Genomic DNA, 14,342 nt, shown 5'->3' on the forward strand with positions numbered 1-14,342 from the left:
TACTTCGGGTTCTGACCGATGAAAATAACTGTTTAGTTGCCTTTGAGTTATGAGGTAGATGATCACTATAGCTAGATACAGGAGGCTCTCCCACACAGGAGGGCTTTTTTTATGACAAGCTGACGAACTACTGCTATTAACTTGACAATTCGTTAGCTTTTGGATTCTGGCACTTTATTTGCTCTCTTATATAGTGAAATCTCGAAAAAGCTCTATGATGCCACAATAACATTATGGAATACAAAAACTATTACGACATACTGGGTGTTAGCAAAAATGCTTCTCAGGATGAGATAAAGAAGGCATACCGTAAGAAAGCGGCTAAATACCATCCGGATAAAAACCCCGATGACCCCTCTGCTGAGGACAAATTTAAAGAGCTTGGTGAGGCATACGAAGTATTGCAAGACCCTGAGAAACGCAAGTTGTATGACAAAGTCGGTAAAGACTGGAAAAAATATCAGCGTGCCGGCGGTACTGCTGATGGCTTTGATTGGTCTGATTATGCTCGTCAAAGTCGCCGGAGCCGTGGCTACAGTAATGGGGGACAACAGTATCAAACCGGATTCGACATCAATGACCTCTTTGGCGGAGGCGGTGGTGGACGAAGCGGAGCCCAACAGGGACAAGGGCGCAGTTTTTCCAGCTTTTTCGAAACTATTTTTGGCGGGGCAGGCGGTGCCAGCCCCTTTGGACAGCAAGCCCAAAGCCAACGCTCTCGCCGCTACCAAAGCAATGCCAGACAACAGGGCCGGCAAGCTACAGCCAAGAAGAATTTAAACGCCGAAGTTACCATCCCACTGAAACAAGCCTACAACGGAACTTCTCGAACAATCCGTGTGGGCGGCGAAAAAATGAAAGTTAAAATACCTGCCGGTATAGAAGATGGTCAGCGCCTCAAATTAAAAGGGAAAGGATCTACCAAAGCCCGCGGTGGTGCTCGCGGCGATCTTCTTTTGACCGTTCGTATTGATATGCCGGAAGGTTATGAACGCAAAGGGAATAACCTGTACTACGATCATCCCCTTGATCTTTATACGGCTGTGCTCGGAGGTGATACTGTGGTTGATACTATTGCAGGTAAAGCAAAACTAACAATCCCTGCAGGCACTTCAAGTGGTAAACTGTTTAGACTCAATGGCATGGGCATGCCCGAATTCCGTAACTCTTCAAACAAAGGTGACTTGTTAGCCCGCATGCAGGTGCAAGTACCTGAGAACTTATCAAAAGAAGAAGAGAAACTGTTTAATAAGTTGGCAAAAGAAAGAGATAGTTAAGCAACAATTTCTTTCTTTTTAAAGTCCTTGAAATTCAGATAGAGTGAAATCAGCAGTACTAAAAAGAAACAACTGGCTGTTGTAAAATCTACTATCATAGCGCTTAGTTCTATCCCCGTTAATTGCTGAATCAAAAACTGAATATAGGAATTGGGCATATCAGTCTCCCCCAGTTTCTGACGTACCTGCCAGTGCCAGTGTGTAGAGTGACAATAACCAAAGCCATGCTATAACCAGAGAAAGGTCATAGCCGGCAGCCTAATAAGCCCCCTTTCGGACCTTTCCCGTTAACCAATCAATGGAATACTTAATGGTTTATAATTTGTACCTATTTAGTTTTTTCTTTAGAGTGAAAGTAAGCTTAATTATTTTGGGCTTATAATAAATAACTAACCATCAAACATTATGCTTAAAAAACTATTCTATCTTTGAGTATTCTTTTCGGAATATTAGTCTTGGGATCTCCTATTCTCAATTCTTATGCAAATATTAACGCTAAGGATACAACTGAAAGTGTAAAATGTAACAGCTCTGGCTCTTGGTGGGTTAGCTGTGACTATGACCCGGGATCAAATACTGTTACGATAAATTGTGACTACGGCGGAGAAGACCCCTGTGGAAAAGCGGAAGTAGAATAATGTAATAATAATAGGAGTGCTTAATAAATAATTAAGCACTCCTATTCCAAAAAAAATCTTATGAACATTATTGAAAATTTAAGACCAAACCCTCTGTGTATTGCGTTCTTTCTTGCTCTTTTTTTAGTCACAAGCAACAATAACGCTTTTAGTCAGTATGCCAAACAGAATCCATCAAAGGCTTTCAAGGATTTATTTGTCAAAAACAAAGAAATATTTATATCAATAGATGAAAATACGCTCTTAGACAGACCTGTTTCTATACTTCAAACAAAAAACGACCAGCTAATTTGGGGTGAAAAAGAAGGAATAAAAGTTTTTGACCAATCGGGAGCTCTTATAAAGAAAGTTGAACTATCAGGTCGTGGTCCCGGTGAATTAATTAGGGCTTCGCAATACAATCTAACTGAATCTAATATTACTATTCTAGATGCCTCACAACTAAAGGTTATAGTTCTAAACAATGATTGTGAATTCCAACACGAATTCTTGGTTGCAAAAAATAGAACCAAGTTACATGCTAAATCAAGCAAGGGTAACTATTACACTTTAAATGAATTGATGTTAAACTCAGAGACCCCTGCACTTTCTAAATATGATAGTACAGGTACAAAAATTGCAGAATGGGGAATTGTTCCATTAACTGCCAAAACACAAAGAGCAAATCAAAATGGAGGTGGTATTACGTCTGATGGTCGCGGTAACATTTACTATTCATACCAAGGTGATTTTCGGATCTGGAAGTTAAACACATCTGAAAATTCTATCAGTATATTTAAAAACAAGCCTTCATATTTCAAACCAATATCACAAAAAGAATTACAAACAACTCAAAGAGCAAGAAAACTTTTTTATCTGGGCTATAAGGGAACCAGACTTACGGGGCTTTTCTTTCTTAAACCGAACATTATACTACAACAATTTGAAACTGGAAACCCTTTTAATAAGCCTAAAGAAGAATTAACCTACTATTTAGAAATTTGGAATACTAGTGGTGAAAAATTAGCCTCCAAAATCGAAATACCTTATCCCATCGCTTGGGTTGATCAGAACTCAATTACACTACCTACGATGTATCCCTCAAAAATTTTACAACAAAAAGGGGAAATTAAGGCATTTAAAACTTTCACCATACAAATTTCAAAGTAGAAAATATCCATATCGCCGCATCCGAACTAAGTTCCCCCAAAAACTTATCGGATATGTAAAGAGAGCCTTTAAGTGAACTTAGAGTGTCTACCTAAATCAGCCTTCACCAACTTTCCAGTTTACATAAACTGAAACTACTAGAACAGCCACAAAAAGTATCCCGGTCCACATATCAACAACATTTGCTGATACCTTAATGCCTAGAAGCTCATCTATCAAAAATTTAATGTATGAATTAGGCATATCAGTATACCCCAGTTTTTGGCGCACCTGCCAGTGCCAATGGGTACACGGGCAGTACCCAAAACCATACCATATGCCAAGGCCAAACCAAGAAAAAGCTGTCAACAAGAGCGTTGCCAAATTCCATCGCCGTGTTTTCTTCCATATCCACCCGAAGAGATTAAATAGGATGAACAGGGTATGGAAAATGATAAAACCGACATCCAAAAGAGTATACATATTAAAAATTCGTTAAACGACTTACCTTTCTGTTAAAAAGTAGTGATATTCAGCTTTGATAAAAATCACTCTTAGAACGTACTAGACATGTTGATTACTTTCCTGTTTGCCTTCTTGTTACTCAACCCTGCCACAAATGATCATGATACCAATGTTTGGGGTACCAATGGTCACCGTATTGTGGGAGATATTGCCGCTGATTATTTAAGTCCGGATGCTCGCAAAGCGGTAGACCGTGTACTGGGCCCTACCTCCATGGCTATTGCCAGCACCTGGATGGATCGCATTAAATCTGACCCCGCTTACGATCACACGCACAGCTGGCACTGGGTTACCATTCCCGATGGGATGACATACGAAGAGACGGAAAAAAATCCTGATGGAGATCTGATCAATACTATTCGTACTATTGTTCGGGAATTAAAAAGTGGTGCCCTTAACAAGCAAGAGGAACAGGAAAACCTTAAAATGCTTATCCACTTAATTGGGGATATTCACCAACCCCTGCATGTAGGCACCGGCAAAGATCGCGGTGGCAATGCCACGGAGGTTGAGTGGTTTTATGAGGAATCGAATCTGCACCGCGTTTGGGATTCGGAGATGATCAAAGATCGCAAATTGAGCTATACTGAGTTTTCTACGGCTATCAATCATCCTACTGATGAGCAGTTAAAAGAATGGCAAGATTCTGGTGTTTTGGACTGGGCAAAAGAATCTATGGCGCTTCGCGAGCAGGTATATGATCTGCCTGAGGACCACCAAATTGGTTATGAATACCAATATGAAAATTATGATCTTCTCAACAGGCAACTTCTTAAAGCCGGGGTACGCCTTGCCGGCGTACTCAATGAGATCTATGGTGATTAATATCTCTTTGTATTGTAACCTTGCCTGCCAACGGCTGTAATGCTGTTACCAACTCAACGTTCTCAAAATGAAGTCTCCCTCCATGCTTGCAGGGAGGGAACAAGGGTGGGTCAGCCCAGCACGAGCGGAACGACACGGCAATCTCCCTGAATAAACTGGTTGATGTATAAGGGATTCTCTTTAGGAGATCCTGAAATAAATTCAGGATGACAAGAGTTTTTATAAAAAGGAAAAGAATAGATATTCTCGGACATCCTCCGCCACTACGTTAAAACTTCGAGGCGCATAGCTGCACCTTCTTCGGTTTCCTTCAACAGCCCCATCACTAGTAGTGCCACAAGGAGGAATTTTTCTTGCCCTTTAGATCCTACGCGAACCTCTTAAGGGAGATCCCTCGGCTACGCTTGGGATGGCATTGCTTTTGTCTTTTAATCAACGGCTGTCATTGCGAGGAGTACCGTGGGTTCGCGGGACGACGCGGCAATCTCCCTGAATAAACTGGTTGGGGTGTGAAGACTGCCCTTTAACTTCATTCGTTGCGCTCAAGATGACTCTACCCTCGCGCAAGCGTCTCGCTTGTGCGTTTATCCGTTTCCTCCACCATTGTAGCTCTGTGAAACGAGGTACTAGTAAGCACACCTCTCCCGCTTCGCGGTGCTCCCCTCAAGGGGAGATGGATTATCCCCAAAAAGTACTAGCCGAACACTTGCCCCATCACCTCTTCGTGCATCTGCATCGCATCTTCGCCCCACAGGACAAAGCGTATTAAACTTAAAGATCGCGAGGTTGATACTTCTTCCTTGACTGTTCGAAATGCAACCTCGGCCGCCTCTTCCATCGGGTAACCAAACGCTCCTGTTGAAATAGAGGGAAATGCGACTCTTGAGATATCATGTTCTTTAGCCAGTTGCAGGGAATTACGATAACAGTTTGCCAACAGCTCCTCTTCTGGCTCATCTTTCCCATATACCGGTCCCAGGCAATGAATGACATAATCATTCGGCAGACCATGTCCACCGGAAATAACAGCTTCACCGGGTTTGATAGGCGCCATAGAACGGGTTTCTTCTGTTAGTTTTGGTCCTGCCGCATGATGAATAGCCCCAGCTACACCTCCACCGGTGCGAAGCTGGGCATTAGCCGCATTAACCACTGCTTCGATATCAGATTGACTGGCGATATCTCCTCGCTTAAGTTCGATTGTCACATCATTGAGTGTAACGGTATCCATATCTCCCCAAGATTTATTAGCATTACATAGAACGTAATATCCCAGACGCTTTCATTCAATCCAAAAATGGTATCTCTGTTTCAAATGATAAGAGTCCACCATCTTCCTTTTCGGTTGAATCTTCAGCTGTAATGAGACGCCTATTCCACAAAATAGCCATCCCATATGCTTCTCATTTTGACCCTCTTTCTCTATTCATCTTCTCCTGTTAAAGTGTTCTAATTCTCTGTTTTTATGTGATTTTGTCAATAAAACATCCCCGGATATCGCCTTAGAATCTGTCAAAGATACTTATTTCGGTTTGATGTTGGCAGAAAGCTGTTATTTTTCTGATGAAAAGGCAATAGCTTCCAACTTTAATACCATAAGAGTCTGTAATTTAGACATAAATGCAAGTGCGGTATGGTATTAGCACATATTATAGTGAAAGGATAAAAAGAAAATTTTTAAATAGATCTACTCCATTATGAATTTGGATAAACTTACACTTAAAGCACAAGAGGCTGTCAAAGATGCGGTTGATCTGGCTTCTGAGAATAACCACCAAGCAGTTGATCCATCGCATATTTTGTTAGCCTTGTTATCAGATTCTGATAATGTGGTAAATACCGTACTAAACAAGGTTGGCGTACGACTGCCACAGCTTAAAAATGAATTACAAAGTCGGGTAGATAAGCTACCGGTTGTCAAAGGCGCCTCTGTTTCGGGTCAATATTTGTCAAATGATTCCAAGGGACTTTTTGATGAGGCACAAAAGTCGGCCGACGAACTTGGTGATGAATATATCAGTTCGGAACATGTACTCATTGGTATGCTGGAAACCAGCAATAAGGCCGGCAGCCTGTTAAAAGAACACGGCGTTAAGAAACAAGATGTCTTAAAAATATTGCAGGATGTTCGCGGCTCTCAAAAAGTGGACGACCCTAATGCCGAAAGCCGCTATAATGCACTGGATAAATATGGCCGAGACCTGAATGAAGAAGCCGAGAAGAATAAGCTAGATCCAGTTATTGGGCGTGATCATGAGATTCGCCGCGTAATGCAGATTCTCTCGCGCCGTACCAAAAACAACCCAGTACTGATTGGAGAACCCGGCGTTGGTAAAACAGCTATTGCCGAAGGCCTCGCCCTGCGGATTACCAAAGGCGATGTGCCGGAAAGCTTGAAGACAAAACGCATTGTTGCCCTCGATATGGGGGCCCTGATGGCCGGTACCAAGTTCCGGGGAGAATTCGAAGAACGTCTTAAAGCGATTGTCAATGAGATTACCGATTCGGCCGGTGAAACCATTCTCTTTATTGATGAGATCCATACCCTCGTAGGAGCCGGTGCTGCCGAGGGGGCCGTAGATGCTGCCAATATCCTTAAACCATCGCTGGCACGCGGAGAACTGCATGCTATCGGTGCTACTACCCTCGATGAATACCGTAAACATATCGAAAAGGACCGTGCGCTGGAACGTCGTATGCAGAAGGTACTCATTGAAGAACCCTCGGTTGAAGATACGGTTTCCATCCTGCGAGGACTCCAAGAACGCTATGAGCTGCACCATGGGGTCAAAATCCGTGACGAAGCTCTTGTAGCCGCTGCAGAGCTCTCGCATCGGTATATCAGCGAGCGTTTCTTGCCCGATAAAGCGATCGACCTTATTGACGAATCGGCCTCGCGACTGCGGCTGGAGATCGATTCCATGCCGGAAGAGCTTGACCAGGTAGAACGACAGATTCGTCAGCTCGAAATCGAACGCGAGGGCTTAAAACGCGGTGACAATGAAGAAAAGATTGAAAATATTGAAAAAGAGCTGGCCGACCTCGAAGAGGAACGTTCGACCATGCGCAATCAGTGGGATACTGAACGCGATCTCATCAAGAAAACGCGGGACCTGAAGAAAGCTATTGAAACAGCCCGCAACCAGGCTGAAAAAGCTGAGCGGGAAGGGCAGTATGAAAAGGTGGCCGAACTGCGCTATGGCACCATCAATCAGCTAGAAACAGACCTTGAGGAAACCAAGGAACAACTGGAAGAGGTGCAAGAAGGCCGCGCCATGCTCAAAGAAGAAGTGGAGTATGAAGATATCGCCGATATCGTATCACGGTGGACCGGCATCCCGGTAACAAAGATGCTGGAAAGTGAGCGCGAAAAATTAGTTCACCTGGAAGATGAACTCCATAAACGCGTAGTAGGACAAGATCCTGCTATTGAAACAGTATCCAATGCGGTACGTCGTTCGCGCGCCGGCCTGCAAGATGCCCAGCGCCCCATCGGCTCGTTCTTCTTCCTTGGTTCAACCGGTGTGGGTAAAACCGAGCTGGCCCGCTCGTTGGCCGACTTCCTCTTTAATGATGAGGATGCGATGGTCCGTATCGATATGAGTGAATATATGGAGCGCCACAGCGTAAGCCGACTGGTGGGAGCGCCTCCTGGCTATGTAGGCTACGACGAAGGCGGTCAGCTTACAGAAGCGGTACGCCGCAAGCCGTACTCCGTAATCTTGCTGGATGAGATCGAAAAAGCACATGCCGATGTATTCAACATGTTGCTACAGGTTCTTGATGAAGGTCGACTAACTGATAACAAAGGCGTTACCGTCGACTTTACTAATACGATCATCATCATGACCAGCAATATCGGATCGCATCTAATATCAGATAAGATTGAAGAAACCGGTGGGGAGTTTACTGATGAAGTTTATAATAAGCTTCAAAATAAGCTGATGGATCAGCTTAAGAAGGAGATCCGTCCGGAGTTTCTCAATCGTGTGGATGATATCATCGTTTTCCATCCGCTCGAGCAAGAACATATCCGTGATATCGTAGACATACAGCTAAAACGGGTTCACAAGATGCTCGAGAAGAAAGATATCAAGCTGTCGGTATCCGACCCTGTAAAAGATTGGTTGGCCGAACGCGGTTACGATCCGGTCTACGGTGCTCGTCCGCTGAAGCGTCTGATCCAAACGAAGATCATTGATCAGCTTGCAACAGAGCTCATTAAACGTCCAGAAGAAGGCGAAACACAGTTTGAGGCGACCATCAGTGATGATGGCGAACGCATTGAATTTGCTGAAATCTATGAAGACGCCGAGGCCTGGGCTGAGTAAGACCGGTTTACAGTGAGCAGTAGGCAGTATTCAGATTAACAGCTAACGACCGGTTATTTAGCTGGATGTTGATTTCGCTCATTACCTACTCCAATGACTTTCACTGCTTCTATCTACTCCCGTATCTCTGCTACGGGAGAGGTAGGAGCTTTCCTCATTCTGGTACAAATCACAGGAATGAAGAATAGATTTTGGAAAGAATTATCTACTAACTTTAGCTATTCCCAAAATCTATAGTTAATTGTTCAACCGGAACCTGGTTTATGGTCAATATTAAACCATATTTGCCTCGAAGCTGTGATTGCAACTGAGTAATACCGCTGTTTAAATCTAATTTGAACCGATATAATTGGTCTCCATGCTTGTCCTTTAATTTCACAAGTTTATTCGTTTGCTCGCTTAGCGCTTTTGCAAATCTTGGAAGCGTTGCCTGCACATCCCATTGCCCATTTTTCATTTCACTTTTAAACTCTACCTTCTCTTTAGGTTGATTTGTGGCTGCCTGTTCAAGTTTTTCAGCAGCATCAACAGACAAAGCATATTGTTTCTGCTTAATACTATCTCGATGAATATTATAGTTAAAATAATTTTGCATACGTGATAGAACCGAATCTCGAGCTGACTCAAAATCAGTGCTTTCTTTCCAGCGAATTTCGACCTTATAATTCTGCCGGGTATGGGGATTATCCAGCACTTTAATGGGATTATTGACATACAGTTCATCCAATATATAATTTAAGTCACCGTAACGCTGAAAGAACATAGGACCGGTGGCTTTCCCCTGAACAGCGTTACCAACGTTACTAAATTTTGCCTGAAAGTCGGCCCCATCCATTACAAAAAGTACAGAATCTTGCAAACCAACAGCTTTTGTGGCGACTTCTTGCTTTGTATTCTCATTTTCTTGTGCCCACCCAATAGCCAAAAGAAGAAGAGAAATCAGAAATGTATTTTTAAAAAACTGCATGATAAATAGATATAGTATATAACTTAGATGATAGTTTATGCCAGCTACAGTAAAACGAAATAATTTTCCTTCAAAAAATATTTATAGAAAGTAAGAATTAATAAAAAAACTCTTCTCACCAACTACTATCATCGCGCAAGCATCTCGCTTGTGCGATATCCCCCAATATAGACAAACACAATGGTTACAAACGCCGATTACTTTACCAGAACCATTTTTTGAACTGTTGATTGGTCCTCGAATTCAATCCGGCAAAAATAGATGCCAGAGGCATAGTCCGACGCATTCCACGGAACCTCGTGTGGCCCTGCTGAATATACTCTGCGTGCAATTTCTTCCACGAACTGTCCCATTGTGTTCCATACCGTAAGACGTACAATGCCGGCTTCAGCAAGGGAAAAGGTGATGTTTGTTGTCTCCCTAAAAGGGTTGGGATAATTACGTACAGAATCTACAGCAACAATAGGTTCAGAGGACTCCTCAATTAATCCTTTTACCCTGTTTCGTATTTGGGGCAACTGGGTATATAGATTCTCTCCCGGGCACAAGGTACTGCACCCATCGCGATGTCCGCTTATGGTTTTTAAGTTTAGCTGACTTGAACTATGATACTCACTAGCCAGTGGATCAATTTCTTTCTCATCAGACTTCCAAGCCAACAATTCAGAAAGTGATTCTTTTGCCTCTTCAGATGGATTTACTTCTTCAAAATTGCCCATCATACAAACACCCATAGTATTGGAATTTGTCCCGCAGAAATGGGCGCCCTGCACTTCATCATCGCCGTTGATCCAACCTCGTCCCTGGTACACTACTCCATTGGGATCCACCAGCCAGTTATAGCCAATATCGCTCCAACCATTGGTGTTCACATGATAATCCCATATCGCCCTAACTACGGCCGGCCAGTCATTCGATGAGTTTGTACCGGCGGAATGGTGTACAATTTGATGCGTAACATCGGTCAACGGGTAGGAACCGCTGGGCTGTTGGCCATCGGGGCAATCCCACCCGGTACGACTCACATAATCGGGCATAGGGTATTGCTGCTTATTTTGTTTCCTCGGATCGGTTCTGCGGCCAGACTTGGCCTTTGCATTTATCTCTTTCAATCGCTTGGCAGACGTAGCTCCGGGGCTGGTGAACGAAAATCGCAATGAACGCAGGTTTACCCCGGCAGAAGCCTCCCCTTTTATCGATATCCGAAATTGAATAGCAGCTGTTGACTTGGGCAAATACTGTAGTGTCCCTACTAACGTATCCGCAGTTGTAGTAAGATGTGCATCAGGGTTAATCGGTTTCCATGCAGACCACTGCTGATTATCCTTTGAATAACGAAGCTCTAACCCAACAGCTGATATACCATCCGGGGTATTAGCGAAGATCAGCTGACTGCCAACCCCTAAGAAGGGAGCCGCCTTTTCAATTGGAACAGCTATCTCATCCGACAATAGGGAAGCATCTTCATCGGAAGTAGCAGCCTCAATACCCTTCTTCGTTTTAACTACGTTATCTGTCGCCTTTAACTGGTGAGTAGTACTAAAATTGATTGCAATATATTCTGTATGAATTGTAGCAGAACTTTTTTGCCAATCTGATACTTTTTGTTGACCAATCAGCTGGGAGGACACCACCAGTAGAATAGTTAAAAACCCAATAACGCTCTTGAGTTTAAAATCCATATTAAATTCAGTTTAGGGTATAATTAGACCATTGGTAACTGAATAAATATTAAGTGCATATCCAAATGAATGTTTCGAACTATCTTATGGCAGCTCAAGTATATGCTGGATTTCAGGAGCTATCCCATTTAGAACAAGCCAATAATAAGACCGGCAATTCCAAATCCTACGAGATGGTATCCACCGTCAATGGCAAACAATTTTAACGACATATCATTATACAGACCGTTTACTCCTACTGTTGTGAGCACAAAGCCTGCTCCCGCCGAAAGCCCCACATACAATCCCTGCAGTGCTGTATTGGTACCGAGGGCCGCTATAAACAGTGCCAATGAGAGGCCCACGATCAATTGCAAAATAAATGAATACAGGTAAATAACAGGATTCGGGGGCTCCGGATGCTCATCCATTCCCTTTTCTCTCATCCACACCTTTCCCCAAAGCGGTCCATACCAAATTCCACCAATTAAAAAATAGGCCGCGCCAGCCGCTATAATCGACAACCAGTTTAATGATATAAATAACTCTCCCATCTTTCCTCCGTTTTATTATTTATAAAATATATTACACCAACGATATTATGGTTTTCACCATTTAAAGCCATACAAAACTATTTTCCCCTTTCTACCAAGCTAAACCAATTGCCAAAAGGATCTTCAAATATAGCTTCTGTCCCGTAGAACTCTTCTTGTGGGGACTTTTTAAAATAAACGCCTTTACTTTTTAACTCTTCATAGGTTGCATAAATATCAGTACAGTCAAACACTCCAAAGCCAAATACTCCATCTCTGATAAGACTCTGTAAAGCACCAGCTTGTTTTTTATCGAGGCTCATACCTACTTCTGCCTCCATGAGAATAATTTCCGGTTCAGGCTGATCCGGAGAACAGATTGTAACCCATCGGTTCCCCTCTCCCATATCAGCATCCTCTTTTAGCTCAAATCCCAGCGTATCTACATAAAAATCGATGGCCTCATCCTGGTCAAGAACATATATAGTTGCATGCGATAATCGTGAAATCATAGTCGTTGTGTTTAGTGAATAATTAGTGATACACACTCAAATCTATATAAGCATACCAAACTTTGCTTCTCGAAAGTTGCGGTATTAATAAAACTGTTGCACAAAGCATCCGGGCACAACAGTTTTGGGATTTATTGCTCTATTATTTCTCTTTGCCCGATATGTTGATGGCGATTCGCCCACTCGTCTTTTGAACAAGGATGAAAATGATCCCACACTCTCAAATCCCACTTCAAAACAGACCTCGGAAACGGACATATTTTCTTCTCTCAGTAGTTCACGGGCCTTCTTTAGGCGCAAACCCGTACAATATTGATGGGGTGTTTGTCCATACGTATCCTTAAAAAGACGTAAAAAGTGATATTTTGAAAAATGAGCCTCATCTGATATTAGGTCTAAATCTATTGACTCATCAAAATGGGTATCAATATACCGCTTGGCTGCAACGATACGTCGATAACGATATGCTTTCGGATAATCCCGTTGGTCTTGTTCACTCATGATTTTATGGTTGGTGATCGCCTACATCGGGTACTAAAATAGATATGTACGAAAAAACAGCATCAATTGTAAGGCTATCCGGAATAATCTACTCTCAGCGAATAGCTATATTTCTCCCCTCTTTTAGTATTTCTATTCCACCAAACCTTACTAAAATAAGTAGTGACACGGTGCACCGTGCCACTACCCAAGAAACTGCCTTATATTTAAATAACTATTATCCTAATAATTGATCTGGATTCAATCCCTTCAGATCATCCACAATAAACTCGCGCCCTTCGCGAATTTTTTCGCCGTCGAGATACACATCAGCGCCAATACAAACCAGATCCCAGTGGATATTACTTTCGTTTCCGTTGGGAGCAATTTCGTAGTCATTGCCAAGCGTCAGGTGATTAGAACCGTAAATCTTTTCATCAAACAAGATATCGTACATCGGTTCTTCAATCACGGGATTCAGCCCAAAACTAAACTCACCAAACTGTCGCGCGCCGGCATCAGTATCCAAAATATCCTGCAATGCCTCATTGTTTGAGGAATCGGAATCGATAACCACACCGTCACGGACTTCCAGCTTCACATACTCAAAAGGGTTGCCCTGATAGACCGACGGCGCATAAGTAATATGCCCGTTCACGGATGATAAAATAGGTGAAGAAAAGAGCTCGCCGTCTGGAATATTGCGCTTTCCGAAACAGGGGATCCAGGTCTGTCCCTTCACCGAAAATTCAATATCAGTTCCTTCCCCTTCCAGGCGAATCATATCCGTATCTTCCAATCGATCTTGCAGAGGTTTCATCGCTTCAGCCAGCTCCGTGTAATCGAGCAAACAAGCGTTATAGTAAAACTCTTCAAATTCGTGCGTCGGCATTTTGGCATTCATCGCAAACGCTTCTGAGGGATAGCGCAACACTACCCATTTGGTATTATTTACCCGTTCCTTATAATGTACAGGATCAACGAAGTGATCGGCATAGGCCTTATTTTCCTTTTTGCCGACATTGGCTTTTTCGTAGATATTCAATGATGCCCGAACCCCCACAAATGCATCCATCTCTTTCATTTTGGGCAGCTGGTCGTGCTGGGCCTGCCCCTTCCAAAATTCCTCATCCCCGGTTTCAATTAACATACGGCGCACCTGGGTGTCTTCAATCTGCACAAAAGGGTTAACCTCCATAGCACGGGCATGTTCTACCAATGCACGCAGCAGCCCGATACCGTTAAGCCCCACCAGCTGGAGCATTACATTTTGTCCCTTTTCCAACTCACAACTAAACTCTAATATTTTCTTCGCTAATTGTTTATCCTTATTTGAATACATATTGTTACTATTTCGTGATTCGTATTACGTACTAAATTTAGATCTAAACAGCTCAAAAACAGATCTCAATACCTTCTATTACTTCACTTTCCGTCATGCTTTGTACCGTGTAACTGACATTTT

Annotated in this window: 12 protein-coding genes and 1 pseudogene; 4 read left to right on the forward strand and 9 right to left on the reverse strand. The window is 42.9% G+C overall.

Annotation, left to right across the window (positions count from 1 at the left end; translation table 11 throughout):
- The first annotated feature begins 233 nt into the window (after positions 1-233).
- Positions 234-1,277 (forward strand): DnaJ C-terminal domain-containing protein, encoded by a 1,044-nt coding sequence (locus tag G3569_RS04655; protein WP_165266575.1) that lies wholly within the window; start codon positions 234-236, stop codon positions 1,275-1,277.
- Here the strand turns inward: G3569_RS04655 and G3569_RS04660 are convergent.
- Positions 1,274-1,486, reverse strand: a pseudogene (locus G3569_RS04660) (DUF2784 family protein); the annotation flags it as partial. The gene G3569_RS04655 and the pseudogene G3569_RS04660 overlap by 4 nt on opposite strands.
- 489 nt (positions 1,487-1,975) lie before the next feature.
- Here G3569_RS04660 and G3569_RS04665 point away from each other — a divergent pair.
- On the forward strand, positions 1,976-3,064 hold the full coding sequence (locus G3569_RS04665) for a 6-bladed beta-propeller (protein ID WP_165266577.1): 1,089 nt from the start codon (positions 1,976-1,978) through the stop codon (positions 3,062-3,064).
- A 96-nt stretch (positions 3,065-3,160) separates the two neighbouring features.
- Here the strand turns inward: G3569_RS04665 and G3569_RS04670 are convergent, their stop codons facing one another.
- Positions 3,161-3,526, reverse strand: coding sequence for a DUF2784 domain-containing protein (locus tag G3569_RS04670; protein WP_165266579.1), 366 nt, complete (start codon positions 3,524-3,526; stop codon positions 3,161-3,163).
- 87 nt (positions 3,527-3,613) lie between these two features.
- Between G3569_RS04670 and G3569_RS04675 the strand changes: the two genes are divergently transcribed.
- Positions 3,614-4,393 carry a S1/P1 nuclease gene (locus G3569_RS04675; protein WP_165266581.1) on the forward strand — a complete coding sequence of 260 codons (780 nt, stop codon included), beginning with the start codon at positions 3,614-3,616 and terminating at the stop codon, positions 4,391-4,393.
- Between the two features lie 694 nt (positions 4,394-5,087).
- On the opposite strand, the gene G3569_RS04680 is transcribed toward G3569_RS04675, so the two are convergent.
- The gene (locus G3569_RS04680) at positions 5,088-5,624 is read right to left on the reverse strand and encodes a macro domain-containing protein (RefSeq protein WP_165266583.1); all 537 of its coding nucleotides are present in this window, start codon (positions 5,622-5,624) and stop codon (positions 5,088-5,090) included.
- Between the two features lie 466 nt (positions 5,625-6,090).
- Here G3569_RS04680 and clpB point away from each other — a divergent pair, with 466 nt between their 5' ends.
- Entirely contained in the window at positions 6,091-8,724 is a 2,634-nt protein-coding gene (clpB, locus tag G3569_RS04685) for an ATP-dependent chaperone ClpB (RefSeq protein ID WP_165266585.1), read from the forward strand.
- 214 nt (positions 8,725-8,938) lie between these two features.
- On the opposite strand, the gene G3569_RS04690 is transcribed toward clpB, so the two are convergent.
- The 6 genes from G3569_RS04690 to G3569_RS04715 form a co-directional block, all read right to left on the reverse strand.
- Positions 8,939-9,691 carry a hypothetical protein gene (locus G3569_RS04690; protein WP_165266587.1) on the reverse strand — a complete coding sequence of 251 codons (753 nt, stop codon included), beginning with the start codon at positions 9,689-9,691 and terminating at the stop codon, positions 8,939-8,941.
- Between the two features lie 197 nt (positions 9,692-9,888).
- Positions 9,889-11,373, reverse strand: coding sequence for an N-acetylmuramoyl-L-alanine amidase (locus tag G3569_RS04695; protein WP_165266589.1), 1,485 nt, complete (start codon positions 11,371-11,373; stop codon positions 9,889-9,891).
- Positions 11,374-11,501: 128 nt separating this feature from the next.
- Positions 11,502-11,906, reverse strand: a complete 405-nt coding sequence (locus tag G3569_RS04700) for a DUF1761 domain-containing protein (protein ID WP_165266591.1) — start codon at positions 11,904-11,906, stop codon at positions 11,502-11,504.
- Positions 11,907-11,983: 77 nt separating this feature from the next.
- Positions 11,984-12,397, reverse strand: coding sequence for a VOC family protein (locus tag G3569_RS04705; protein WP_165266593.1), 414 nt, complete (start codon positions 12,395-12,397; stop codon positions 11,984-11,986).
- Between the two features lie 84 nt (positions 12,398-12,481).
- Positions 12,482-12,898 carry a helix-turn-helix domain-containing protein gene (locus G3569_RS04710; RefSeq protein ID WP_165266595.1) on the reverse strand — a complete coding sequence of 139 codons (417 nt, stop codon included), beginning with the start codon at positions 12,896-12,898 and terminating at the stop codon, positions 12,482-12,484.
- Between the two features lie 217 nt (positions 12,899-13,115).
- Positions 13,116-14,219 (reverse strand): aminopeptidase, encoded by a 1,104-nt coding sequence (locus tag G3569_RS04715; protein ID WP_165266597.1) that lies wholly within the window; start codon positions 14,217-14,219, stop codon positions 13,116-13,118.
- Positions 14,220-14,342 lie beyond the last annotated feature (123 nt).

The sequence above is a fragment of the Fodinibius halophilus genome (assembly GCF_011059105.1).
Lineage (GTDB): Bacteria > Bacteroidota > Rhodothermia > Balneolales > Balneolaceae > Fodinibius > Fodinibius halophilus.

Coding starts and splice junctions, on each gene's coding strand:
- G3569_RS04655 (WP_165266575.1), top strand. CDS start 234: ATGGAATACAAAAACTATTACGACATACTGGGTGTTAGCAAAAATGCT.
- G3569_RS04665 (WP_165266577.1), top strand. CDS start 1,976: ATGAACATTATTGAAAATTTAAGACCAAACCCTCTGTGTATTGCGTTC.
- G3569_RS04670 (WP_165266579.1), bottom strand. CDS start 3,526: ATGTATACTCTTTTGGATGTCGGTTTTATCATTTTCCATACCCTGTTC.
- G3569_RS04675 (WP_165266581.1), top strand. CDS start 3,614: ATGTTGATTACTTTCCTGTTTGCCTTCTTGTTACTCAACCCTGCCACA.
- G3569_RS04680 (WP_165266583.1), bottom strand. CDS start 5,624: ATGGATACCGTTACACTCAATGATGTGACAATCGAACTTAAGCGAGGA.
- clpB (WP_165266585.1), top strand. CDS start 6,091: ATGAATTTGGATAAACTTACACTTAAAGCACAAGAGGCTGTCAAAGAT.
- G3569_RS04690 (WP_165266587.1), bottom strand. CDS start 9,691: ATGCAGTTTTTTAAAAATACATTTCTGATTTCTCTTCTTCTTTTGGCT.
- G3569_RS04695 (WP_165266589.1), bottom strand. CDS start 11,373: ATGGATTTTAAACTCAAGAGCGTTATTGGGTTTTTAACTATTCTACTG.
- G3569_RS04700 (WP_165266591.1), bottom strand. CDS start 11,906: ATGGGAGAGTTATTTATATCATTAAACTGGTTGTCGATTATAGCGGCT.
- G3569_RS04705 (WP_165266593.1), bottom strand. CDS start 12,397: ATGATTTCACGATTATCGCATGCAACTATATATGTTCTTGACCAGGAT.
- G3569_RS04710 (WP_165266595.1), bottom strand. CDS start 12,898: ATGAGTGAACAAGACCAACGGGATTATCCGAAAGCATATCGTTATCGA.
- G3569_RS04715 (WP_165266597.1), bottom strand. CDS start 14,219: ATGTATTCAAATAAGGATAAACAATTAGCGAAGAAAATATTAGAGTTT.